Origin of the sequence: Cyanobium sp. T1G-Tous, from assembly GCF_024345455.1 — a bacterium.
Classification (GTDB): Bacteria; Cyanobacteriota; Cyanobacteriia; order PCC-6307; family Cyanobiaceae; genus Cyanobium_A.
Genome location: NZ_JAGQBD010000011.1, coordinates 44,606 through 68,351, shown reverse-complemented (window position 1 = coordinate 68,351; position 23,746 = coordinate 44,606). Strand labels below are relative to the sequence as shown.

The window sequence follows — 23,746 nt, the reverse complement described above, 5'->3', positions numbered from 1 at the left end:
CCACCGCATTAGTGCAGCAGGTGCTGCAGGCGGGTGATCGCCAGCTGGTGCTCGCTTATATTGAGAAGGGTCTAAGGCCTAGGCCTGCAGGAACACCAGCTGCTCTAACCGCTCGCTTTGCAGCAACCCATGGGGCCGGCCGATGGCATCGGCCTCCCAGGACAGGTGCTATAACCCACCTGCGTACACCAGATGTAGCGGCCAGCTCAGAATCTCTTCTCTCCTGCCCTGATCGGAGAAGGTCCCCCAGCCCAGCGAGCGTAGGCTCTGGTGCTCCAGGATCCATATCTAAAACTTCCCGGCCTGCCCCTGTTCAGCCAAGGTGCCCTGTTGCTGGCTATCCGCACCAGCAGGAAAGAACCAGTCCTAGCGGCTATAAGGAGGCGAATTGCTATGCAACAATCCCAGCAAGTCCACCCGTAAGTTGTGTGCATCAGCCAGGATTGGTTAATACGTAAACAACGCCCTCAACAATTCCCTTTATACTTACCCCGGAGGTGTTGTCAAATATATTCCAGCATCATCAGGTGCTGATCAGGGCATTGTATTATGTTTTGAATTAATTTGTCATTCTCGCATGAACATGCCATTTGGATCAAAAATAGGGGCCGATAATATTTAGTATATCTCGGGTTTTTCTGACAACAGCCTTGACCATTTGGTCGCCAATGCCACCAGTGACCGTAGCCAAAATATAACTTTTCTGGCGTACTTAAAGATTGGGATGGGTCCCAAAAATCCAACTAGCTCTTACTATGGCAAATTCCCAAAAGTGAAAGTAAATTTTTGGCTGCAGACATTTCTATCTCTTTACGCGCTTGAGTGACGGCCGATCCAATATGGGGAGTGAAGAAGGTATTTAAGGCACTATTTAATAGGCCACTTTCAATAGAAGATGGCTTATGGGTTAATGCCCAGTCTTCAAATTCGAAAACATCTGCTGCATACCCTGATAATTTATTATTTAAAAGTGCACTAGCAACAGCTTGTTCACATACAGTAGAGCCTCTGCCAACATTGATAAGGAAAGAGCCCTGCTTAAATAGCCTAAGCTTATCGGCATTAATTAGATGGTGTGTATCATTGGTAAGAGGAAGCATGTTAACAACAAAATCAGAGCATGACAGTACTTCGTCGAGACCTTTCTTCTTTAATTCGCTATATACCTGGAAACTTGAATCAATATCCATTTTGTCAAAATAGCTAATTTCGCATTCAAAACCATGAACTAGTTTTACCAGTGCTTTTCCAAGCTGGCCCATGCCAAGAATACCCAAAGATTTTCCGCAGAGGCCACTGCCATAAAATCTAGGACTCCAGCCTTTAAATTCTGTGCTTCTTGCATAATTATCGCCAGAGAGCATATTTCTCGATAGATTTATCATTAGGCCTACTGCCAGCTCAGCAGTTGGTTGTGCTAATAAATTAGGAATTATAGCAAAAGCTATCCCATTATTCGAACAGAAAGATGAATCAATATTGTCTGCACCCCTTAGAGCGCCAGAAATAACCCTGAGATTCTTACATTGCTTAATAAAATCTGAATCTATGTGGTCTGGCATAAAAACGATTACACCTTCAGCATCCCCGCACCTCTTTAATAGTTCAGAACGAGACAAGGGTCTCTCTGTTTGATTAGAATTGACCTCGCAATATCGAGAGAGAAATTCAAGCGTCTCATTAAAAACTTTGGTTGTTACTACTATCTTGGCTTTTTTGTGCATTTTCAAGAAGATACACGCTTACGGAGTGCTGTGCTTAAGCCGTCTACTATTGTGACCATTATAAGTACAACCATAAGCAGTGCTAGCACCTCTTGATAGTTCATAATTCTAAGTGAACTGACGATTTCGAGTCCAAGCCCACCAGCGCCAACCGCTCCTACAACTAGGGACGCTCGGAAATTGTATTCCCACCTGTACAATCCAACATCAGCCATCTGAGGGAATACTAAGGGGAGAATACACCTTGTCACTACCTGGAAATGTGTCGCACCTGTAGAAGTGATTGCTTCAATTGGATCCTTATCAAGTAATTCTATTGATTCAGCGTAGAACTTTCCAACCATTCCCACTGAATGCAGACCAAGCGCGAGAGCCCCGGGAAGCTGTCCAAAGCCCACTGCAGCTACAAATATTATGCCCATTATTAGTTCTGGAACTGATCGTAAACAGTTTAACAGTAGTCTCGAAAACGAATAGATGAGGTTGTTAGGAGAAGTTGTTCTGGCAGCTAGTACTGATAAGGGTACTGAAATTATTACAGCAATTGAAGTGCCTGCGATACTCATTGCCACCGAATCACGCAGGGGTATTAGCCACTCCTGCCATCGTGAAAAGTTTGGTGGAACCATTTCCTTGACTAGAGTTCCTATTGCAGGTAGCCCCTCGGATATCCTTTGACTGTCAAATAAGCCTACGACCGAAAAGCTCGTGAGAATTACAACCGCAATGACGATTGAAACGAACGCAGTTGCCAATTGGCTACTTTTTTGTTGACTGATAATAGATTTAAAAGAATGCATGAGGTTTGAAAAAGAAAAAAATGCCCAAATTTATGAGAAATAAGGGCAAGTCAATGGCCTGAATAGACTTATTTAACAAATGTATCGAGCTTTAATCCAAGAATTTTGCCAGCCTTCCTGATGCCGTTGTAATCAGAATCCGTAACTGCAGCAAATCCATCGGCTTTATATGCTTTTAGTATAGCTTCATCTTTGAGTCCCAGAAAGGAGGCTACGATGTTTTGCTTTAGCTTTGGATTAAGGTTGGACCGCATAGTCCAAGGATATTGTGGAATCGGTGCGGTCTTTCCGAGAAGTGTAATCTTATTGGTGTCAATCCTTCCTTTTTTGATCAAAGACTCATAGATAGGACATGAAAGCCCCCCGCCTTGCGCATTTCCAGTTTGAACTGAGAGAGCGACTGCATCGTGTGCCCCAACAAATACAAGCTTATAATCGCGTTTAGCAATTAAGCCGGCATCAGCAAGAGTTAGTTGTGGGAAGAGGCGGCTAGAAGTCGAAGCAGGATCTCCAAATGCAACAGTTTTGCCTCTGAGATCTTTGTATGATTTTATACCCGCCTTGGTATTCCCTATGAGGCAAGACTTGTATGTAGTTGAACCATCTTTTAGTCTAGCAGCAAACGGAGTGATTTTACTTTTATCTTTTGCGATAACATAGGAAAGCGGTCCAAAGTATGCAAGATCAATTCGTTCGTTTCGAGCAGCTTCTATCATTGAAGAGTAATCAGTTGATATGATTAGCTCGATCTTCTTGTTAAGTTTCTTGCTCAAATATTCTTGCAATCCCTTGTTGTCTTTGATTATAGTTGCTGCATTCTCATCCGGTAGCAGAGCAACTTTTAAAGTATCTGGATCTGATTTGCTTGATGCATTGGATAAATTAGTCGGTACTATCAAGGCAATTGCCGTAATGGTAACAGCTTGCAGAATTGACTTAAAGTTCATGAGTTGTTGAATTTGCTTGGATTAGTTGGCCAGGCTGGCCAAAAGTTTTGTAGAATTATGGTTTTGAGTTGACTCTGTATCATATATCCGTTTCAGGTCTGATTCCGTCAGATCTTTTGGCTTGCCATCAAAAATAATTGACCCGTTGTTTAACCCTATCAAGCGATCTGCATATTTACGTGCAAAATCAATTTGGTGGAGACTTACAATAGTAGTTATTTGGAGGTCAATTGAAATATCTTTTAGTAACTTGAGTATTCCGTCTGAAGTGACAGGATCAAGGCTTGCGATCGGCTCGTCTGCCAAGATGATTTTCGGGCCTTGAGTCAAGGCTCTTGCAATCCCAACTCTTTGTTTTTGGCCGCCACTCAAGTCGCTAGATCTTGTCAATGCTTTTTCTAGTAATCCTACCCTTTCGAGATTTTCTAGTGCTAATAGTCGGTCTCTGTTTGGAAACGGAAAAAGTGTATTTATGCCATGATGATAGGGAAGTCTCCCCAATACAGTATTTTCAAGTGCTGTTTTTCTCTCTAGAAGCTGGTGACTCTGGAAGACCATAGCAGTTGACTTTCGATGCCTTCTTGTTTTTGTCACACCCTCGACCTTTCCCAACCCTGGCACTAATATTTCGCCAGTGGTCAATTTCTGAAGCAAATTTAGTGTTCGCAAAAGGGTTGACTTGCCAGCGCCAGATGCCCCGAGCAAAACAGTAAATTCTCCAGCTTTGAAGCTGATATCACAATTATGTACAGCATATTTATTGCCAAACATAACCGACGCATTGCGCACCTCAATGGCATTCATTGGAAATTTGTCTCTTTTTAAAGATTACTTCGGCACTTTGCACGAGTGTAATGCCTGGGTTAAGGCTCCGTTATCGGTTGATTATTTATCGGACGTTATAAGGGCTACAAAACTTTGTCTTCTGGGCGACATCTGCATGGTAGCAGGCAATCAAGTCAAGCTATTTTAGTTAAAGACTTTTATGAGCCTTGGGTACTAGTGAAAGTATGGACAACCTGCTTTTGAGAAATCTCCGTCAAGACAGGTGCATGAGTCTCAGTCCCTGACTTGGATGATTTCCTGGGTTATCCAAACCCTTCCTAGTTCGCCGGGGCTCCTGTTGAATATTTCACGGCTGAATTTCTCTTGATGACTGCTTCCACCTGGGATCAGCGCTACCGCGACGGCAATGATCGCTGGGAGCTGGGCAAGCCCGCGCCGCCTCTGGATACCTTTCTGCGCACTGACAGCCGAACTCCCCATCCACCGGCTCGGGTGTTGGTCCCCGGCTGCGGCCGGGGCCATGAGGTGGCCTTGCTCGCCGATCTCGGCTACGAGGTGATTGGGCTGGACTTCAGCGGTGAGGCCATTGAGCGCGCCCAGGCGGTGCATGGTTCCGATAGCACCCAGCTGCGCTGGCTGCAGGCCGATCTCTTTGATGGGTCGGCGCTGGCGGCAGCCGGCATCACCACCGGCAGCCTGCAGGGCGTGCTGGAGCACACCTGCTTCTGCGCAATTGATCCAACCCAGCGTGGCGCCTATGTCGACACCGCGGCGCGGCTGCTGGCTCCCGGGGGCTGGTTGCTGGGGCTCTTCTGGTGCCACCCGCGTCGGGATGGCCCCCCGTGGGGCAGCGACCCAGCGCTTCTGGCGCAGCAGCTGGCAGAAGCAGGCTTCCACAAGCAGCTCTGGGAGCGAGCGCAGGGCTCAGAGCAAGGCTCAGCCCTCGAGCGCGACAACGAATGGCTGGGGCTTTGGCGGCGCTGAGTAGCTGTCCTCCTGCACACCAAAGCCGTAGGAATAGCGCTCATGGCGCTGAACGAGAACCCTGCGGGTTAAGGGAGCAAGGATCGTGAGCAGCAGGCAATGGCGTTGCGAGCTCTAATGTCAAACCCACTGATCAACGCTAAATTGAAGTCGTAATGCGTTTGCCTTGATACTTCATGCTCACCGGTCCCGAACTGCTAGCCAAGGTCAAGGAACTAGGCGATGTCTCCAAGTCAGAGCTCGTTCGTGAGTGCGGCTATGTGAGCTCTAAGAAAGACGGCAGCGAGCGCCTCAACTTCACCGCTTTCTATGAGGCCCTGCTGGGCGCTAAGGGTGTAAGCCTTGGTGCCGATAGCGCCGGCCGGGGCAAGGGTGGCCGCAAGCTGAGCTACACCACCAAGATTCAGTTCAACGGCAATCTCATGGTGGGCAAGGCATACACCGCCATGCTCGACCTCAAGCCAGGCGATGAGTTCGAGATCAAGCTGGGCAAAAAGCAGATCAAGCTGATCCCTTTGGGCAGCACAGAAGAGGAGTGAGCAGCCGCCTGCTGTGATCTCTTGCACAGTGAAAGCAGGTGCCAGTAAGTTAGGTGCCGGCATGAGCGCCTGCATTCACTTGCCCGGCGGCTCCAGATAATCCCCCGCTCGCCCGGGGTTTTCTGTTGTCAGCTTTCAAGGAAATGGTGATTAGGCCATGTAGCTCAGCGCGGCAGCGGACAAAGCAAGGGTCCCGGTAGGCGGCAGGTGCGCCAGTCGCCATTGGTGCTGCTTACTTCCACACCGATCAGGCTGGCAGGATTGTCGGGCTCACTGAGATCGCCGATCCAGGCGATGGCATCAGCGATGGCGTCATCAAGGGAGTTGTACTGACCATCGAGCTCCAAGTGGGGCTGACAGCTGCCGTCGATGAGGCGGTAGCTGCGCTCAATGGACTGGCTTGCCTTGCGATGTCGAGCCGTTGATCCGGTTGCCTGCATATCCGTTCTTCTTGAAGCAACACCATGGCCAGCGGCAGGGGCGGCTGGCTGTATTCGCCAGAACGTTTTGATGCGTCGTTACTCGGTGACCTCTGGTCTGAGGCCCGGCGGGACTACTGCAGCTGAGATAAGTGGTGGGCCATGGGGCTGGCGAGCACTTCCCTTGGTCTGCCCCGGCAGCAGCAGCGCGCAAGGGCTAACGCAAGTCGCTGCGCGACTCTTGCGCGCTGCTGGCTTCTCCGGGGCGCAACGGCAGGGTCGTTCGCCAGCACAGCCATGGCCGCCACCCTCCTTTCCCTGCAGCTCAAGCCCGTTCGCTCTGCTGCAGAGCAGCAATGCCCGATTCGCATCATCTCGGTTCACCTTCTGGATGCCGCAGGCCGGCTGCTGCGGGTGCTGTTCCTCGATCGAGAAGGGCACATCAGCTCCCAGCCGCACTACGTGCCCCGCGAGGAGGCCCTAATCCTGGCTGCCAATCAGCAGCGGATGCTCGGCTCTCAGGCCCGAGTGCAGGTGCTCTGAGCCACTAGCCCGGCGGCTACCCCGCCGGGCTTTCTGCCGCACAATGCGGCAGCTCGTCATCGAGGTGGGACTAGGAGTTGCTGCGGATTGAACCTATGGCGACCCAGGCGGGCAGAGCGATGGAATCTGAAACCCATGGCGCCGGCCTAAACCCCCTCGAATTCCGAGAAGAAATCCTCATCCAGCCGGTGCACCACATAGGTGTCCTTCACCGAAACGCCCACGCCAGCGGTGATCATGAGCAGGGTGAGTCGGTTTCCATCTATCAGCACAATCCGCTTGTCCACAAGCCCGTTGGCGTAATCGCGGGCATCTTTGCTGAAACCGGACGTGGTGAGGAAGACGCCCTTGCTGGCGCCTACCCCACCCATGGCGCCGTAGAAAGCTTGGATCAACGGCCGCCCGATCGTCTGCTCCTGGTAGCGCTTGGCCTGGATGTAGATGCTGGCCAGACCCAGGCGGTCTTCATGGATGCGGCCATCGATGCCGCCATCGGGTCCGCGTTGTACCCCCTGGCGGGACTCAGGGCCCACGCCATAGCCAAGGGCACCAAGAAGCTGAAGCACCAGCGCCTCGAAGGCCTCGGGGCTGATCGCCTTTACCCGCTGCAGCAGCTCCCCGCGCACATCGGCTTCCAACTGGCTGATGCCTGCCGCGATCTGCTCCTCCGGAGTGACATCAGCTTCAGGAGCGGCTTCCGTGAGGGGTGTGCCATCAGTTGCTTCTGACTTGTCTGTTCCCCAGGCTTCCTCCCAGCCAGGAAATTGTTTAAGCCTGGAGAGGGTGACAGGGCCTGGTTCAGCAAGCAGCTGCCGGCCGCGCTCATCGAGTTGCACCCAGCCGCGTTTCGGGGTGGAAAGTGCCTGGGCTTTACGTAGGTAGGTGGCTGCCCAAAGGCTGCGGTTGCGGAACTTCGGCTGACCACTGGGGATGGTTTCGGCCAGCTGTTCTGCAGTGAGGCCAGAGACATCCATCATGCGCTGGATCACCGCTTTGACGTGGTGGGGCTCCCCGTCAGTCACGGCCTCCAACATGGGCCGCATCAGCTCGTGATACTTGGGTAAAGGTAATTCGGTCATGCAACTTTGGCCTCTGCGCTGAGATCGATGCCAGGGGCAAGGGCATCGGCAAGAACGGATTCAAGGAATCGACGGCTGTCTTGCTCCGTCACAGTGATTTGGGCCTCCAGCTGATCGCAGATCGCCATTAGTTCATCCACTTTCGCGACGATGCGGTGCTGCTCGGCGAGGGGAGGGAGAGGAACAGTAAGTGAACGGAGATTATCTAGATTGAGTCCCGGCTTGCCCGCACCGTAAGCGCGTTCCGTGAGCTCGTTACGACCACCAGATGGAGACATAAGACATAAGAGGAGCCAATCGGAAAGCTCCTTTCGTGTCGGCCTCATAAGACCAACATGTTGACTTACATAGGCCTCGCCTATGTCTTGGTCTAACGTAGCAGGATTTGTCACTCCAGCTCCCGTTATAACCATCAGAAGATCACCCATCTCAACTTTTGTGCGACTCCCTTCAGAGTTCTGCGGCAGATTTACGCACGCCAGGTCATCCAACTTGAGCTGGCCAAACCGTATGTTTTGAGCACGGATAAACCCAGCTCCGGTTGTTGCATAGAATTCGGCCCACCCACGCGACCCGCTTGTCACCATATTGCAGACTTCCCCGAGTGCTATCAGCTCCCATGACTCTGGCAAGCATTCAATATCCCTTGACAAATCTCGAACAGCAGGTTGCTTACGAGGTATCTCCCCCGCCTTCACCAGCCGGTCCTTCTCCGCCGCAATCCGCTTCAGCAGCTCCGCCGCCGGTTCATCACTAGGGTCTTGCGGAACCAGCTTGCCACGCACGGCGAGATTGAGGATTGTCTGCCGCAGTTGCTTGATATGGGTAGCTCGGCTGGTGATGTGTGGAAGGTTGTTGAAGGTGAAGCGGGCATGCTCGCGGAAGGTTTCTTCCTCTTCTGCGGGCTGGTTCAATCGCTGCAAGCTGGCCGCCACCAGGCTGTCACGGCACCTTTCTCTTTCCACCTTGGCCGCGTCCAGCTGATCGCAGAGGCTCATCAGCTCATCCACCCTCTCAACAATGCGGTGCTGCTCGGCGAGGGGAGGGAGAGGGAAAGGTAAAAGAGCAAAATCCGCATCATTGATTGCTGGATAGGATTGCCCGCGCTGATTCTCTTCGACGCACTCCACCATAAAAGTACTTCGAAGAACGATCCAGAGATAGCGCGGCATAACATGCCCGTGTCCGTTGAGGATTGCAAAGGCGGTGCTGGCGATTGGTTCTGGTTTGTACTCCTTGTCGATAATGGCGACATTCAAGAGATACGGACGTACACAGGAGTAAATCACGTCGCCTTTTTTTGTTATCTTGCGAGCCCTGCTAGGCGCTTCAGATGCTTCCAATATTTTTGGGTCGGCAACAACACCGGCCGCTTTATCGATGGCCGTGACATCGATGTAGGTAAATCTTGATTGCGGGATTTCCTGTCCGCGATCGCTTGTGACTTCACGAATGCGAGACCATAGCCAGTTCTTCGGTAGGCCGAAAGGCACATCTTCCATTCCTGGAAACTTCTTTGGTTTCCTTATATCCCCAATCTTCACTAGCCGCGCCTTTTCTTCAGCAATCCTCTTCAGCAACTCCGACGCCGGTTCATCGCTGGGGTCCTGCTCCACCAGCTTGCCACGCACCGCAAGATTGAGGATGAAGCGCCGCAGCCGTGGAATCGCATCAGGCGCTTCGCTGACCCGCTCGAAATGCTGTAGGAGCTGCTCGGCGTTCATCGCAGCAGCGCCTCGGCCAGGATCGCCTTGAGCTGATCGCGCAGGCTGGCGGTCTTCAGCTCGTCCTGTTCCAGCTTGGCCAGCAGCTCGACTGGGTCGCCGTGGTCATCAGCCACGGTGTGGGGGTTCTTGAAATCCAGGTTGAAGTTGCGGGCCTTGATCGCCTCAATGGGCACATTCCAGGCCTGCTCAGTTTCCTGGCGGTTCTGGCGCTCGACTCCACCCCACCAGTCCACGCAGTCCTGGAAATGCTCCACCCGGATCGGCTTTGTCATCGAATAGGCCTTCTGGCCCGGTGGCACCCGGTGCTCGTAGAACCAGATGCCTTTGGTTGGCTCCCCTTTTTCAAAGAACAGCAGGTTGGTGCCGATGCTGGCGTAGGGCTTAAAGACCGAGTTCGGCAGCCGCACGATCGTGTGCAGGTTGCACTCCTCCAGTAGGTGCTCCTTAAGGCGGGTCTTTACGCCTTCGCCGAAGAGGGAGCCATCCGGTAAGACGATCGCGGCCCGCCCGCCTGGCTTGAGCAAACGGATGAACAGAGCCAGGAACAAATCAGCGGTCTCCCTGGTGCGAAACTGAACCGGGAAGTTGTCCTGAATTCCATCCTCCTCCTGCCCCCCGAAGGGCGGATTGGTCAAGATGATATCCACCTGGTCGCTCCTGCCATAGCTGGCATAAGGGCGGGTGAGGCTGTTGTCATGCTCCACAAAGCTGGGATCTTCAATCCCATGCAGGAGCATGTTGGTGATGCACAGCATGTGGGGTAGCTGCTTTTTCTCCATCGCCCGCAGACCTGCCTGCATCGCCTGTTCATCGGCAACCGTTTTCACCGAGTGATCACGCATGTGCCGAATCGAACAGGTAAGGAAGCCACCTGTGCCTACTGAGGTATCCAGCAGCAGTTCTCCGGGTTTCGGGTCAATGCGATCCACCATGAAGCTGGTGACACCCCGAGGTGTGTAGTACTCCCCTGAATTGCCAGCACTTTGCAGGTCATTGAGTAGTTGCTCATAAATGTCACCGAAGTGCTTGCGCTCGCTCAGATTATTGAAATCAACTTCATTGATTTTGTTGATCACCTGCCGAAGCAGCTGCCCAGACTTCATGTAGTTGTAGGCGTCTCGGAACACCTCTCGCACCACCTTGCCTCGGTTTGGGTGCGATCCCTTCAGGGGCATCTCCTTGAGGTAGGTGAAGAGCTCCTGGTTAATGAACTCCAGCAGTTCATCCCCGGTAATGCCCTCGGGATCCTTGGCCCAGTGGCGCCATTGCAAGTGGGTGGGGATTGGCGAACTGAAGCTCTCCTCCATCACCTCAAGCTTGAGGTCCTGGTCGTCGATGATCTTCAGGAAGAACATCCAGCAGAGCTGGGATAGGCGTTGGGCGTCTCCATCGACACCCACGTCCTTGCGCATGATGTCCTGGATGGACTTGACCGTGGTTCGTGCCGACATCGCTCAGGCCGCCTCCGCATACAGGCAATCCTGCAGATCATGCACCGCCTTCTGGAAGCCGGCCCTTGAGCCGAACCCCTGGATCAACTCGAAGGCAGTCCCCATGGTGGTGAATGGGGGGATTTCGAGGATCTTGACATTGTCCAGATCGCCCACTACACCCTCGTCTTGGTACTTCTCGAGCAGGGCCTCCAAGACCGCCCTCGCTTGGGGCCCGTAAAGGCTGAACACATCCTTCCGCACTCGGGCGGCCCGCTCACGCCGGGTGAGGGGTGGCTGATCGAAGGCGATGTGGCAGATCAGATCGAAGGGATCCAGGTCTTTGCCGACCTCCTCCTGCAGTGGCTCCAGCAGCAGTCCCTCTGCCGCCAGTTCATCAATGATCGATTGCTTGCGTTCTTCTCCCCGCCAGCGGCGCAGGAAGGCATCCAGGCTGGCGTACTGCTCCCTCACCGTCTTGCGGCTGTAATCCCGCAGCGACTCGGTGACGAGCTTGCCGTTTTCATCCAGGTACTCCACCCGCTCGGTGAGCACGGACACTGCCTTCCCCTTGATGTAGTACTTCCGGTTTTTATCGCCCGGCGGATCCTGTGGAAACGGGTCATCATCTAGATCGCCAATAGTCGTGTCCTCACCCTCTTCATCGCTGGGGTCCTGGCTGTCTTCCCCATCAGGTGGATTTGGAACATCAGGTGGGAGCGGAGAGTCGTCTTCCCCAGGTTCATAGATCTGTACCGGCTCACCATCGAAGTCAGGATCAGCAAAGTGATTGGTAGCTTTACGGAAGTCCACCAGGGTGAAGTAGTACTTCTCGCTGTCGGCATGCACCCGTGTGCCTCGACCCACGATCTGCTTGAACTCCGTCATCGAGCCCACTTCCCGGTCCAACACAATTAGTCGGCATGTCTGGGCATCTACCCCTGTGGAAAGCAAGCGTGAGGTCGTTACGATTACCGGATAGGCCACCATCGGATCAATGAAATTATCAATGTCTTTCAACCCTTCTTCGTCATTTCCCGTGATCCGCATCACGTAGTGGGAATTCGCCTTTGCTAGATCCTGGTTCTCGTTGATCAGTGCCTGCCTCATCAGCTGGGCATGCTCGGTATCTACGCAGAAAACTATGGTTTTCTGGAAGCGATCGCCACTGGCCCTGAGGTAGTTGCTGATCCATTTCGCCACTCGGTTTGTGCGCTCGTCGATGACCAATGTGCGATCGAAATCCTTCTGGTTGTAGATGCGATCATCTATTTCATAGCCTCGGTCATCCACTTCCCCTAGCTTCGGGCGGTAGCCCTGCACATCTACATCCAGGTGGACGCGGATCACCTTGTAGGGAGCAAGGAAGCCATCTCGTATGCCCTGCTTGAGAGAATAGGTATAGAGAGGTTCGCCAAAATAATGAATGTTGGATACATATTTTGTTTCTTTCGGCGTTGCAGTCAGGCCGATCTGGGTGGCATCCGCGAAATACTCCAGGATCTCTCGCCAGGCGGAATCTTCTGCTGCGCTGCCGCGATGGCACTCATCCACCACAATCAGATCAAAGAAACCCGGTGAAAATTCCTTGTAGAGCTTCTGTCTCTCCTCTGGTCCTGTAAGCGCTTGATATAGGCCTAGGTACACCTCGTAGGAGCTATCTACTCGGCGCTGACTGTTAATGGCTGTTGCGATCGTCTCCAAAGAACCATCAGCCCGCTCAATTGTCTTGGAGGCGGTGCTTAGCTTTGCCATCGCTGGACCGAATGGCCTGAAGTCATTCACCATCGTCTGGTTGATCAGCACGTTGCGGTCGGCCAGAAACAGGATCCGCTTTTTCTGCTTGGACTTCCATAGCCGCCAGATGATCTGGAAGGCGACGTAGGTCTTGCCGGTACCGGTCGCCATGACCAGCAAGATGCGCTTCTGTCCTCTCGCAATGGCTTCCACTGCTATCTGGATCGCATTGACCTGGTAGTAACGAGGATCTTTCTTGCTGCCACCGTCGAAAAATGGCTGCAACGCCACCCTCTCCTGTTCAGCCGTCAACCCCTTCCAGTGGCAGTACTTATGCCACAAGGTCTCTGGGCTCGGGAAAGCCTGGAGCGTCAATGTGCTTTCCAGCTGCTCGCCTTGACCTGTGCGGTCGTGGAACACGAAGCCATCGCCGTTGGAGGCAAACACAAAAGGTGTTTGCAGGGAGTCGGCATAGGCCAGGGCCTGCTGCATCCCATCACCAACGGCGTGGCTGTTGTCCTTGGCTTCAATAACAGCGATCGGCACATGCTGATAGAGCAGCACATAGTCCGCCCTGCGGGCACGGCCCCGGGTCACCATCCGCCCGCGGACGATGATTCGACCCGCCGTGAAGGAGTGCTCCCGCAAGATGTGCTCTTTCAGCCATCCGGCCTGATGCAGAGCCGGGGTAATGAACCGGTCGCAGATATCGGTTTCACTTAGATCCTTCTTATTCACTTCTGTCCCCTGAGCAGCGTGTGCTGAGGCGGCAGGCAGGCCTTACTGCTGAGCTGTGGCGCTTGGCCTACCAATGGGGCTCCAGGGGTTCCGGCGCTTCCAATTGTGGGGGCTCAGCTAATTGGCGCCACCTTTCGCAGATCTAACCGTTTATTTCGCCTTAGCTGTCTGGCCTTAGTGCTTCATCTGACCAGGTGCCTCAGCCGGGATTCGTGGTCCACGGTCGACCTTGGGTTGCCCTCCGCAAAGGCTACCGGGGGATAGCGGCTTGCCACCAGGCCGTCAAACACCCACCTAAATCCCTCGTCCAGTCCTCGCGCTGCGTCAAGGATCGGGCCATGCGCCCCGTTGGGGCGTCCTTGTCACATCCCTGCGGCTGGCCGTTGGGGGTGGGGTTCTCTGCCGTCCCCAGATGGCTGCCCCGCTTTCCCGCTCTGCCCTCCGTGCCCGTGATGCCCTGGTGCTGGAGCACCTTTCCCTGGCAGATGCCGTTGCTTCAGCTGTAGCCCGCCGCTTCTTCCCTTTGGTCGAGCGGGAGGATCTGATCCAGGTAGCCAGGGAAGCCCTGCTCCGTTCAGTGCTGCGCTGCAAAGCAGGTGAGCCGGCTGTCAGGCGACATCGAAAACTGAGCCAGAGGCGACACGAAAACTGAGCCACCCGGCAGTCGACACCACAAGCACCATCAGCGGGCCGACCACCGGCATGGGGATGGGGGTGACGGAATCGCCCAGCGCCCATACAGCAGGCCTGACAACCGAGCTGGAGGGCGTGATGCAAACGCCGGAGGAGGTGGCCGTGATGCGCCAGCTGCTGGAGCGGGGCTGGAGTCAGCGCCGGATCGCCAGGGAACTCTGCATCTCACGCCACACGGTCAGTCGATACCTGGCTTTGGGCGCCTGGCAGCCGTACGACAGCAGCAACCGCGCCGGCCAGCTTGATGGGCACACAGCCTGGCTGCAGCAGCAGTTTGAGCAGCACCACGGCAATGCCGAGGTGGTGCGGCAGGAGCTCCTCAAACAGAAGGGCATCGAGGTGAGCCTGCGCACCGTCGAGCGGTCAGTGCAGGACTGGCGGGAGGCACGGAGGCAGAGCCGTCAGGCCACGGTTCGCTACGAGACCAGACCAGGCCAGCAACTGCAGGCCGACTTTGGCGAGCTGTGGGTGTTGATCGGCGGGGTGAGGACCAAAGTGCACATCTGCGTGCTGACCCTGGGCTACTCGCGCCGGCAGGTGGTGCGGGTGTTTCGCCACCAGCGGCAACAGCATTGGCTGCAGGCGCTGGAGGAGGCGTTCCGCTTCTGGGAGGGGATTCCTGAGCAGGTGCTGGTCGACAACGCCAAAGCCCTGGTGACGCTCAATAACCCCAGAACGGGAGAGCTGGTGATCAACCCGGTGTTCGCCGCCTTTGCCCGCCACTGGGGATTCACTCCCAAGGCGTGCTGGCCGCACCGGCCGCAGACCAAGGGAAAGGACGAGCGGGGTGTGGGTTACGTGAAACGCAGTGGCCTTGCCGGACACCGCTTTGACACCTGGGGCCAGATGGAGGGCCATCTGGACTGGTGGAACAGGGAGATCGCCGATCTGCGCATCCACGGCACCACCGCTGAGCGACCACTCGAGAGGTTCCAGCGGGCCGAGGCGGCGGCGCTGCTGCCGCTCAACGGCAAGCCGTCGTATCTGGCCGAGCAGGAGTTCAGCCGCCGTGTTGCCAAGGACTGCTGCGTGCAGGTGGAGGGCAACTGGTACAGCGTGCCGGCAGCCCTGGTGCGCCAGAGCGTCACGGTGCAGATCCGCCACCAGCAGGTGCTGATCCGCCAGGGCGGCCGGATTGTGGCGCGCCATTCCCGCCAGGCGGCCAACCAACGCTCTCGGCAGGTGATCGCCGGCCACTGGGCAGGGCTGATCCCACAGCGGGCGATCGATGCCAACCAAAGCGGCAACGGCGCTGTCGCTGAGGTGGTGCTGCTGGATGCCGTGCGCCGCTCCGCGCTGGCACGGCCGTTGAGCGACTACGCGGCCGTGGTGGCGGAGGTGGGCTGATGGCACGCAACAAGCCACTGGCAACGACAACAACGGCGATACCGAGCGGCTTTCCCGCCGCTGAGGCGGTCGACATCGCGCAGCTGGTGGAAGATCTCGATGGGATGCTCACTCGCCTGCGGCTCGGTGCAATCCGCGAGCAGCTCGACGCTCTGCTGGAGGAAGCGGCCCGGCGGCAGCTGAATCTGCGTGAGGCCCTGGCCTGGCTCTGCGCCGCTGAGGTGGCCAGCAAGGAGCAGCGGCGGCTGTCGATGGCCATGACCATCGCCCACTTCCCCTTTGTGCGCACGCTGGAGGGATTTGAGTTTGAGGCCCAGCCCTCGATCGATCCGGCCAAGATCCGCGATCTGGCCACCTGCCGCTGGGTCGCCAATGGCGACAACGTGGTGCTGCTCGGCCCGCCCGGTGTGGGTAAGACCCACCTGGAGGTGGCCCTGGGCCGTGAGGCGGTGAGCCGTGGTTACACCGTGCAGTTCACCACGGCAATGGAGCTGCTTGGCTCGCTGGTCAAGGGCCAGCAGCAGGGCTCCCTGGAGATGCGGCTGGCGCAGTACAGCAAGAGCAAGCTGCTGATCGTCGATGAGCTGGGCTATCTGCCGCTGGAACCCCAGGCGGGGCATCTGTTTTTCCAGCTGATCTCCCGCCGCTATGAGCAGGGCAGTGTGCTGATCAGCTCCAACCGCCCCGTTGAGGAATGGGACGAGGTGTTTGGCGATCAGGTGGTGGCGGCGGCAATCCTCGATCGGCTGCTGCACCACAGCCATGTGGTGACGATCCGCGGCGACAGCTACCGCCTCAGGGAGAAGCGCCGCTCAGGCCTGTTCCGCCCGCAGACGGGAGGAACCTCCCCGCCTGTGCCTACCAAGGAGGGCTGAGGCAAGCAGCCAACTGCACCCACCAGCAGCAACGACGGAAACCCATCAAGCCAACGCAGGACCCATGAGCAACCACAAGCAACGACTCGATACCGACGCCAAACCTCCGGCCCTCACCGGGCCGGAGGTGGCTCACTTTTCAATGTCGGAAGTGGCTCGGTTTTCGATGTCGCTTGACACCGGCTGAGCCCTATCTGCGGCGCTGCATCTCAGGTGCCCTGCAGCATCACCTGCGCGATCGGGTGCGGCTGGTGCGCATTCCACGCCGGCTGCATGAGCAGGGTCAGTGCCCCCTGGGTCACATCAGCCTTGATGGCCACGCCGCTGGCGAGCCGTGCCTGCTCGATCAGCTAGCCAGCCCTGAGCAAGAAGCAGCCGGGCCCGCTGATGATCTGGCGCTGGAGCAGCTAGTAGATCAGCTGCCGGCAGCTCAAGCCACAGCCCTGCGGCTCACCATCCTCGAGGGCCTGTCGCTCCGGCAGGCGGCAGAGCAGCTGCAAATCAGCGCCATGTCGGTGCAGCGTGCCCAGAAGAAAGCGCTTGAGGCTTTGCGGCAGCAGCTGGGGGCCTAGTGCCCAGCCGCCTTGCGCGGAGCCAGGCGCCCCTAACCCGTGCGAGCCCCTACAAATTGCGCTGCGGCTTGGCAGCCAATCGCCTGTGGGTTTCTACGGTGCAGCGATGGCCCCAGATCTCAAGCACCCTGCCACCGGCGATTTGATTGTGTTGGCAGGTGGTGAGCAGCTTTGGCGGATCGGCTGGCCTGGTGCGCCGGTCCTGGTCGTCACCAAGAACGGGCCAGACGGCAACGCCCTCTACCGGCTGGCCGACCCCAAATGCAAATCCTGGAACAAGGTGGGGGATATGAAGCTGGTTCCCTGGCCAGAGGCAGGCAGCTGAGCCGACCCACCCCATCAGTAGTAGAACAGCTGTACTGCCGCCACTGCTGGTTTGATGTTGGCCGACCTGCCCATTGGCGAGCCTGTGCCCTTCTGCCCGGGCTCGTTGGGTGAGGGCTTGGATCTCCATGCCGCCCTGATTCCCAACCCGGTCTGCACCTTCTACATGCGGGCCAGCGGCAATGGCATGCGCCAGCACGGGATCAACGACGGCGACCTGATGGTGATCGACCGCAGTGTGGAACCCTGCTCCGGCCATGTCGTCGTCGTTGCCCACCAGGGCAGCTTCTTGATGCGGCCGCTGCTGCGCCAGGGGGAGCAGTGGTTACTTGAGCCGGTGCGGCCAGGAGAACTAGCAATTCCTTTGGACCTGGAGGTCTTTGATCGCTCAGGGCTATTTGGCGTGGTGGTGCATGCGGTGCATCACCTTGGCAAGCCGCGTTTGCGCAAGATCTGAGCTGACGTGAGGACTGTGGGGGGGGGTGTCATGACCTCGAAATGCTCCTCCTCCTAAGTGCGATGGAGGTCTATTCGCCTGAGCCGGTTGCCGAACCGCCGTGACGAGACGAGCAGGTTCTTTTGTGAGATGCAGTGGTCGATCGCGCGTTGCACAGCCGATCCTGCAAAGCGGAATGAACCTCACAGTTTCTGCCAGCGCATCAGATGACCTCAGGGTCTCTCAGGCAGGCAGATAGTGGTTGAGCCTGGTTGTGGTGAATCAGCAGGGCAGCATCAAGACCCCAATAACGCCGTGCATTCCAACCGTTCTTGGCTTGCATCGCGCCGCTGCAGACGCAGCGTGATCATGCTGGCAAGGTGTTCTGCGTCATCGGCCACGCCGCAGAAGCGGGCCGAGCCCCAGGTGTGCAGCCAGGGCAAGCCAAGGAAATAGAGACCCGGGCTCTGGGTCATGCCGCGGTCATGGGCCGGATGACCGGAGCCGTCAAACACAGGCACGTCGATCCAGTGGAAATCGCTGCTGTAGCCGGTGCACCAGATCACAGCCGCCAGAGGCTGGGATCGCAGATCGAGACCCGGATCCTCGCCCGGTCCGGGCTGCCAGCAAGGCGAATAGGCAGCTTCTTCCGGGGCCTCGATGCCCTCCTTAGCTATCCAGTTGTCGATGCTGGTTCGGATTCGGCAGTACACCGCATCGGCCTGGTCGAGGTTGGTCGCCAGGTCATCGCCAAAACGGATCTGATCGGCCGTGATCGAGCGGAGTCTTCCATGCAGATGCATCCCCTCCAAGGCGCGAGTCCGCAGGTCAATCTCCCTGCCCCCATCACGTCCCGTGAGGTAGTGGTTGGTTTTTGTGCGCACGGCTCGCGGATCCGGATGCTGACCGATCGGCATGGAGTAGTAGCCCATGCGATCCAGCCAATCCACCGTGTCCTTGCCGCGATAGCGCCGAGGTGAGCGCGGCGCGGACCCTACGCTCAGATGAACTTCACGGCCTTCGAGGAATAGATCCTCCGCAATCTGGGCGCCAGATTGGCCACTACCTACGACCAAAACCGGACCTTCTGGCAGGGACGCGGAACACCGGTACTCACGGGCATCAAGCTGCAGCGTTGATGAAGGTAGACGCGGTGATTCCTGATGCCGGCGAGGAGCGTGATAGCCACCCGTGGCCACCACAACATGGTCGGCAAGAATCTCTCCCTCAGTTGTAAATAAGCGGTAGCCAGTGCCGTTGTGCACGAGCCGTTCGACACTCACACCCTCACGCACATCAGCGCCGACAAACGCTGCGAAGCTCTGCAGATAGGCAACGATCTCGGACTTCACCATGAACCCGTCAGGGTCGGGGCCGTCATAAGGAAAATCCGGCAGACGGCACTGCCAATTGGGGGTTACCAAACAGAAAGAATCCCAGCGCTGTTGATCCCAGGCGTAACCCACCCTGTTCTTTTCGAGCACCACTGGTGTGACGCCTCGCTTCTGAAGTGCATGAGCAACAGAAAGTCCTGCCTGGCCACCACCTACAACCACAACACTGTGATGCCGAGCTTGAGAGTATCCGTTCAAAGCGGCAGCAACCTCAATCTTTAATTTTCAACGCATTCACTGTTGAGGTCTGTATCGATGCGCACGAAACCGCTTAATGCAACATGAGTCTCAGCGAATAAGCACGTTTGGTGGCATCGGCGACATTTGTACCCCACCTCACAAGGCAATGCTCAGTCCGCACCAGTCCTCACATTCACTCATGCCTGCTGTCAGCCGTCCTGCAAACGAGCCGGGCGATTTTCTGGTTGATTACGAGGAGAAGGTCTTTCCCGACGTCAAAGCCGAACCGGGCGAAAAAGCACTGATCACTTTTCACACAGTGGCCTTCGAGGGTTCGATCGGCCTGGTGAACCTGCTCCAGGCAAGTCGCCTGATTAACAAGGGATTTGAAACATCGATTCTCCTATACGGCCCTGGTGTCACGCTTGGCGTTCAGCGCGGTTTCCCGAAGCTTGGTGATGCAGCCTTCGATGGCCATCTCAACTTCAATGCACGTCTGCAGAAGTTCATGGATCAGGGCGGCAAGGTGTATGCCTGCCGGTTTGCATTGCAGGCTCTTTACGGCCATGGCGAAGGAGCTCTGATGCCTGGAATCCGGCCCGTCAACCCACTCGATGTTCTCGACATCGTGTTGATGCACCGCAAGGAGAATGCCTTCATTCTCGACACCTGGACCCTCTGATTCACTGCGCCTTCTGCCGAAATGGTCAACACGATCAAGGTTGCTGCAGCTCAGATCCGCCCGGTTTTGTTCAGCCTTAAAGGCTCAGTTCAGCGGGTGCTGTCGGCCATGGAAGAAGCGGCAGGCGAAGGGGTGGAGCTGATCGTTTTCCCCGAGACGTTCCTCCCCTATTACCCCTACTTCTCATTCGTCGAGCCTGCCGTGCTGATGGGACGCTCCCATCTGGCGCTTTATGAGCAGGCTGTCACTGTCCCTGGTCCAGCAACGGATGCCATTGCTGCTGCAGCACGTCAATACGGCATGCACGTCTTACTGGGAATCAACGAACGCGATGGCGGCAGCCTCTACAACACCCAGCTCTTAATCGATGGCAACGGCGAAATCGTGCTCAAACGCCGCAAGATCACACCCACTTACCACGAGCGCATGGTGTGGGGGCAGGGGGACGGGGCGGGCTTGAAGGTTGTTTCCACCAGCCTCGGCAAGGTGGGTGCTCTCGCCTGCTGGGAGCACTACAACCCGCTGGCGCGCTTCTCCTTGATGGCACAGGGCGAGGAGATCCATTGCGCTCAGTTCCCGGGCTCCCTTGTGGGCCAGATCTTCAGCGAACAGACGGCCGTCACCATGCGGCATCACGCGCTGGAGGCCGGCTGCTTTGTGATCTGCTCCACAGCCTGGCTCGACCCCGACGACTACAGCACCATCACGCCCGATACCTCTCTGCACAAGGCGTTTCAGGGTGGTTGCCACACCGCTGTGATCAGCCCCGAGGGGCGCTATCTGGCTGGTCCACTGCCAGATGGCGAAGGGCTCGCCATTGCCGAGCTGGATCGTGCCTTGATCACCAAACGCAAGCGAATGATGGACAGCGTGGGGCATTACAGCCGCCCTGATCTGCTGAGCCTTCGCATCAATCACACAGCCGCTGCACAGGTTTCTGCCATGGGAATGGCTGTTGAGCCGCTCGATGCCACGGAGTTGATGACCTTCAACCAGGAGATGAGTGATGTCTGAACTGGGTCGCTTGATCACGGAACTGCAGGTGCATGGCGTTGCCGACCCTGCACTCCCTGGCAACAAAGGCCGGCGTGGAGGCGCTGGCCCTTCCGATCACCGGGCTATCACTATCGATGGCGCCACCGTGATGGTGCCCGTTTACAACGCTGCATCGAAGACCTCCCCCTACAGCCTGGAGACCGATCCACAGGGCGGCATCGCACTCGCCAGCTGCGCCAGTGAGGCGCTGAGTTCTGTCGCTGTGACGAGCGAGCCCTCCTTCTACAGCCTCTCCACAGCCGACGGCACCCCCTATCGATCCATCGCGCTCCTGCACGGGCGAGATGTATTGGCCACCACCCTGCTTCAAACCTGTATTCGCTTCCGCGATCGAACCGACTCCTGCCAGTTCTGCGCCATCGAGCAATCCCTTGAGGATTCCCGCACGATTGTCCGCAAGACACCAGAGCAGATCGCGGAGGTCGCAGAAGCCGCCGTTCGGTTGGATGGCATCAAGCAGCTCGTGATGACAACCGGCACCCCGAACAGCGATGACCGTGGGGCGCGAATGATGGCGGAAACCGCCATGGCTGTGAAAAAGCTGGTGGATATTCCCATCCAGGCGCAGTGCGAACCACCTGAAGATCCGATCTGGTACTCGCGCATGAAGCAGGCCGGTGTCGACAGCCTTGGCATGCATTTGGAGGTGGTCGAGCCAGAGGTACGGCGCCGGATTCTGCCTGGCAAATCCGAGATCACCCTCGACGACTACTACCGGGCCTTCGAGCAGGCTGTGGTGGTCTTTGGTCGCGGCCAGGTCTCCACCTACCTGTTGGCCGGACTCGGCGATAGCGCCGAGTCCCTGATCACCTGCAGCAAAAAGCTGATTGAGCTGGGGGTTTACCCCTTTGTGGTTCCTTTCGTACCGATCTCGGGGACTCCCCTCGAGGACCACCCCGCTCCATCCACCGACTTCATGGTGGAGATCTACTCCGCAGTTGCGACCCGGCTCAGGGAGTCGGATATCAGCTCTGAAGCCATGGCCGCCGGATGTGCGAAGTGCGGCGCTTGTTCAGCTCTTTCGTTGTTTGAAACCGATCGTTGACCTCCATGTTCTTCATCGATCCCAGTAGCCATGACATCGGCCGAAGCCCCAGTTCAGCTCCGGCCTCGTTTACTCCCTCGGTGCGTTGGGGCATCGGTATCGACGCCGACGATTTCCGACTCTCCCCAACGGCAAGCTCTGATCGCTTTTCGTTTCACCTGCTGAGGAATAGATCCTCCTTGATAGATGGGTACTGGCAACTGCGCAGTGCGATCTTCTGCGAAGAGCAGCACCTTTTTGAAACCAGCGATCTCGATGAGCTCGACGAGCGCGCTTATCCGATCGCAGCCGTGCACCACGGGGAAAACCATGGCGGCCAAGTGGTAGGCGTTGTGCGGATCGTGGAGCAGAGCCCCCGTCTCTGGTACGGAGGTCGCCTCGGCGTTCATCACGCCTTCCGCCGCCATAACCAAATCGGCAAAGGGTTGATCTGGAAAGCGGTCACGACGGCCAATGGCTGGGGTTGCGATCGTTTTCTGGCCACCGTGCAGATTCAGAACGTGCGGTTCTTCCAAAGGCTGCACTGGTCATCCATCGATGAATTGGAGATTCAAGGCATCCGTCATCACCTGATGGAGGCTGATCTGCCCTACTACCTGCCCTCAGTAGAGCGGCGTCCCTGCAGCTTGCAGGTGGCATGAGCACTGTCGAGCACCCCGTTTTGGCAGACCAGCTCAGGGCCCTAAGTGGTCTGCAGTCGAAACGCGACATCCAGGCAGCGGCAGCTGTCTTCGCCCACCAACCCTTTCCTGAGCTTGGTGTCGCTGCCCTGCTTGGCGACGACGCAGCCCTGCTGCCGGCACAGCGCGGTGGGCTGCTGCTGGCCTGTGAAGGAATGCACCCGGACCTGGTGGATGAAGACCCCTGGTTCGCGGGCTGGAGTGCTGTGCTGGTAAATCTCAGCGATATCGCCGCCATGGGAGGCCGGCCACTGGCGCTGGTCAACAGCATCTGGAGCGTGGGGGAAGAGGCGGCCGCCCCGCTTCTGGAGGGGATGCGTTTCGCCTGTGACAAGTTTTCGATTCCGATGGTGGGTGGCCATAGCAACAGCCACAGCCCCTACACGGCGCTTTCCGTTGCCGTGTTGGGTGTTGCTGAGGGACCGGTACTCTCCGCACGCTCTGCGCAGGCGGGCGATGCCCTGGTGTTGCTGATCGATGGCGACGGCAGCTTCTATCGCCACTACCCCTTCTGGGATGCAGCCACCAGCGCTGATCCCAAGCGCCTGCAGACCCAACTGGGCCTGCTCCCCCAGCTAAGCAAGGCCGGGATCACGCGAGCCGCAAAGGACATCAGCATGGGCGGCCTTGTGGGCACTGCGGCCATGTTCTGCGAGGCCTGTGGACTGGGCATCGAGATCGCTCGGGATGCCGTTGAGCGTCCCACTGGAGTTGATGAGCTGGCGTGGCTCAGCTGCTTCCCCAGCTTTGGCTTCCTGCTGGCAGTTCCAGCAGACAGGCTCTCTGATCTCCAGAGGATGTTGCAGCCCTACAGCAATCTGATCAACTGCCAGATCGGCCAATTCAGCCAGGAGATCACCGGCGTATGGCTAATAAGCGAAGGACAAAACGAACAGGTTTGGAATGCCGCAACACCACTCACAGGCTTCAGTGCGGCCATGAGCACTTAGCCGCCTTTACCCGCACTGCAGAACGCAGTCTTCACTCCCACAAAAGCCAACAAAAGCAA

25 protein-coding genes are annotated in these 23,746 nt (G+C 56.8%); 15 read left to right on the top strand and 10 right to left on the bottom strand.

Translation table 11 applies throughout. From position 1 onward, the window contains the following. Positions 1-743: 743 nt before the first annotated feature. From KBY75_RS08155 to phnC, 4 genes are all read right to left on the bottom strand, one after another. Entirely contained in the window at positions 744-1,724 is a 981-nt protein-coding gene (locus KBY75_RS08155) for an NAD(P)-dependent oxidoreductase (RefSeq protein WP_254929405.1), read from the bottom strand. Positions 1,725-1,726: 2 nt separating this feature from the next. Then, positions 1,727-2,524 (bottom strand): phosphonate ABC transporter, permease protein PhnE, encoded by a 798-nt coding sequence (gene phnE / locus KBY75_RS08150; protein ID WP_396095501.1) that lies wholly within the window; start codon positions 2,522-2,524, stop codon positions 1,727-1,729. A gap of 68 nt (positions 2,525-2,592) precedes the next feature. Further along, entirely contained in the window at positions 2,593-3,471 is an 879-nt protein-coding gene (gene phnD, locus KBY75_RS08145) for a phosphate/phosphite/phosphonate ABC transporter substrate-binding protein (RefSeq protein WP_254929403.1), read from the bottom strand. A 21-nt stretch (positions 3,472-3,492) separates the two neighbouring features. Then, on the bottom strand, positions 3,493-4,275 hold the full coding sequence (gene phnC / locus KBY75_RS08140; protein ID WP_255016836.1) for a phosphonate ABC transporter ATP-binding protein: 783 nt from the start codon (positions 4,273-4,275) through the stop codon (positions 3,493-3,495). A 348-nt stretch (positions 4,276-4,623) separates the two neighbouring features. On the opposite strand from phnC, the gene KBY75_RS08135 reads away from it, so the two are divergent. Further along, positions 4,624-5,241, top strand: coding sequence for a methyltransferase domain-containing protein (locus KBY75_RS08135; protein WP_254929418.1), 618 nt, complete (start codon positions 4,624-4,626; stop codon positions 5,239-5,241). Positions 5,242-5,417: 176 nt separating this feature from the next. Next, the gene (locus KBY75_RS08130) at positions 5,418-5,780 is read left to right on the top strand and encodes an AbrB family transcriptional regulator (protein WP_254929419.1); all 363 of its coding nucleotides are present in this window, start codon (positions 5,418-5,420) and stop codon (positions 5,778-5,780) included. Positions 5,781-5,944: 164 nt separating this feature from the next. On the opposite strand, the gene KBY75_RS08125 is transcribed toward KBY75_RS08130, so the two are convergent. Next, positions 5,945-6,220, bottom strand: a complete 276-nt coding sequence (locus KBY75_RS08125) for a hypothetical protein (protein ID WP_254929420.1) — start codon at positions 6,218-6,220, stop codon at positions 5,945-5,947. Between the two features lie 276 nt (positions 6,221-6,496). Between KBY75_RS08125 and KBY75_RS08120 the strand changes: the two genes are divergently transcribed. Then, positions 6,497-6,742: a hypothetical protein gene (locus KBY75_RS08120; protein WP_254929421.1), complete on the top strand. Its 246-nt coding sequence runs from the start codon at positions 6,497-6,499 to the stop codon at positions 6,740-6,742. Positions 6,743-6,888: 146 nt separating this feature from the next. Here the strand turns inward: KBY75_RS08120 and KBY75_RS08115 are convergent, their stop codons facing one another. The 4 genes from KBY75_RS08115 to hsdR are packed head-to-tail and all read right to left on the bottom strand — an operon-like array spanning position 6,889 to position 13,453. Continuing rightward, a complete protein-coding gene (locus tag KBY75_RS08115; protein ID WP_254929422.1) occupies positions 6,889-7,821 on the bottom strand; it encodes a restriction endonuclease in 933 nt (310 codons plus the stop codon). Next, entirely contained in the window at positions 7,818-9,545 is a 1,728-nt protein-coding gene (locus KBY75_RS08110; protein ID WP_254929423.1) for a restriction endonuclease subunit S, read from the bottom strand. Before KBY75_RS08110 ends, KBY75_RS08115 begins: the two co-directional genes overlap by 4 nt. Then, positions 9,542-10,999, bottom strand: a complete 1,458-nt coding sequence (locus KBY75_RS08105; protein ID WP_254929424.1) for a class I SAM-dependent DNA methyltransferase — start codon at positions 10,997-10,999, stop codon at positions 9,542-9,544. The genes KBY75_RS08110 and KBY75_RS08105 overlap by 4 nt, the downstream gene beginning before the upstream one ends. A 3-nt stretch (positions 11,000-11,002) precedes the next feature. Then, positions 11,003-13,453: an EcoAI/FtnUII family type I restriction enzme subunit R gene (hsdR, locus tag KBY75_RS08100; RefSeq protein WP_255016837.1), complete on the bottom strand. Its 2,451-nt coding sequence runs from the start codon at positions 13,451-13,453 to the stop codon at positions 11,003-11,005. 412 nt (positions 13,454-13,865) lie between these two features. Here hsdR and KBY75_RS08095 point away from each other — a divergent pair, with 412 nt between their 5' ends. The 7 genes from KBY75_RS08095 to KBY75_RS08065 all read left to right on the top strand — a co-directional run bounded on the left by KBY75_RS08095 (position 13,866) and on the right by KBY75_RS08065 (position 17,721). Continuing rightward, on the top strand, positions 13,866-14,105 hold the full coding sequence (locus KBY75_RS08095) for a hypothetical protein (protein WP_255016839.1): 240 nt from the start codon (positions 13,866-13,868) through the stop codon (positions 14,103-14,105). Between the two features lie 62 nt (positions 14,106-14,167). Further along, positions 14,168-15,493: an IS21 family transposase gene (gene istA / locus KBY75_RS08090; protein WP_255016840.1), complete on the top strand. Its 1,326-nt coding sequence runs from the start codon at positions 14,168-14,170 to the stop codon at positions 15,491-15,493. Beyond that, on the top strand, positions 15,493-16,368 hold the full coding sequence (gene istB, locus KBY75_RS08085) for an IS21-like element helper ATPase IstB (protein WP_315859079.1): 876 nt from the start codon (positions 15,493-15,495) through the stop codon (positions 16,366-16,368). The genes istA and istB overlap by 1 nt, the downstream gene beginning before the upstream one ends. 64 nt (positions 16,369-16,432) lie before the next feature. After that, on the top strand, positions 16,433-16,555 hold the full coding sequence (locus KBY75_RS08080; protein ID WP_255016841.1) for a hypothetical protein: 123 nt from the start codon (positions 16,433-16,435) through the stop codon (positions 16,553-16,555). Then, complete coding sequence (locus tag KBY75_RS08075; protein ID WP_255016842.1) at positions 16,542-16,940, top strand: sigma-70 family RNA polymerase sigma factor; 399 nt, start codon at positions 16,542-16,544, stop codon at positions 16,938-16,940. Before KBY75_RS08080 ends, KBY75_RS08075 begins: the two co-directional genes overlap by 14 nt. Positions 16,941-17,025: 85 nt before the next feature. Beyond that, entirely contained in the window at positions 17,026-17,265 is a 240-nt protein-coding gene (locus KBY75_RS08070; RefSeq protein ID WP_255023557.1) for a hypothetical protein, read from the top strand. Between the two features lie 54 nt (positions 17,266-17,319). Then, positions 17,320-17,721 (top strand): LexA family transcriptional regulator, encoded by a 402-nt coding sequence (locus KBY75_RS08065; protein ID WP_255016844.1) that lies wholly within the window; start codon positions 17,320-17,322, stop codon positions 17,719-17,721. Between the two features lie 275 nt (positions 17,722-17,996). Here KBY75_RS08065 and KBY75_RS08060 read toward each other — a convergent pair whose 3' ends face one another. Beyond that, a complete protein-coding gene (locus KBY75_RS08060; protein ID WP_254929161.1) occupies positions 17,997-19,292 on the bottom strand; it encodes an MSMEG_0569 family flavin-dependent oxidoreductase in 1,296 nt (431 codons plus the stop codon). A 181-nt stretch (positions 19,293-19,473) separates the two neighbouring features. On the opposite strand from KBY75_RS08060, the gene KBY75_RS08055 reads away from it, so the two are divergent. From KBY75_RS08055 to KBY75_RS08035, 5 genes are read left to right on the top strand one after another with little or no spacing between them, the layout of a single operon-like run. Next, positions 19,474-19,956 (top strand): MSMEG_0572/Sll0783 family nitrogen starvation response protein, encoded by a 483-nt coding sequence (locus KBY75_RS08055; RefSeq protein ID WP_254929160.1) that lies wholly within the window; start codon positions 19,474-19,476, stop codon positions 19,954-19,956. A gap of 21 nt (positions 19,957-19,977) precedes the next feature. Further along, positions 19,978-20,970, top strand: a complete 993-nt coding sequence (locus KBY75_RS08050) for a Nit6803 family nitrilase (RefSeq protein WP_255016845.1) — start codon at positions 19,978-19,980, stop codon at positions 20,968-20,970. Next, a complete protein-coding gene (locus tag KBY75_RS08045) occupies positions 20,963-22,057 on the top strand; it encodes an MSMEG_0568 family radical SAM protein (protein WP_254929158.1) in 1,095 nt (364 codons plus the stop codon). The genes KBY75_RS08050 and KBY75_RS08045 overlap by 8 nt, the downstream gene beginning before the upstream one ends. 5 nt (positions 22,058-22,062) lie before the next feature. Beyond that, positions 22,063-22,698, top strand: coding sequence for an MSMEG_0567/Sll0786 family nitrogen starvation N-acetyltransferase (locus KBY75_RS08040; RefSeq protein ID WP_254929165.1), 636 nt, complete (start codon positions 22,063-22,065; stop codon positions 22,696-22,698). After that, on the top strand, positions 22,695-23,687 hold the full coding sequence (locus KBY75_RS08035) for a sll0787 family AIR synthase-like protein (RefSeq protein ID WP_254929157.1): 993 nt from the start codon (positions 22,695-22,697) through the stop codon (positions 23,685-23,687). The genes KBY75_RS08040 and KBY75_RS08035 overlap by 4 nt, the downstream gene beginning before the upstream one ends. Positions 23,688-23,746: the final 59 nt, after the last annotated feature.